The organism is Robertmurraya sp. DFI.2.37, assembly GCF_029211245.1.
GTDB classification, from domain to species: Bacteria; Bacillota; Bacilli; order Bacillales; family Cytobacillaceae; genus Robertmurraya; species Robertmurraya methanolica_A.
The window spans coordinates 1-255 of sequence record NZ_JARGEJ010000962.1; the positions used below are offsets into that span (position 1 = coordinate 1).

A 255-nucleotide genomic window follows, 5' to 3' on the forward strand; every position below is an offset into this window, starting at 1 on the left:
GTCCTCCCAGCTTCCGACGGGATTTCACGTGTCCCGCCGTACTCAGGATCCACTCAAGAGGGAACGAAGTTTCAACTACAGGGTTGTTACCTTCTCTGACCAGCCTTTCCAGACTTGTTCGTTTACTTCGTTCCTTTGTAACTCCGTATAGAGTGTCCTACAACCCCAAGAGGCAAGCCTCTTGGTTTGGGCTAATCCCGTTTCGCTCGCCGCTACTCAGGGAATCGCGTTTGCTTTCTCTTCCTCCGGGTACTT

Annotated in this window: 1 rRNA gene; it reads right to left on the reverse strand. The window is 52.2% G+C overall.

The features are described 5' to 3' along the window. Positions 1-255, reverse strand: a 23S ribosomal RNA gene (locus tag PZE06_RS29345); the annotation flags it as partial.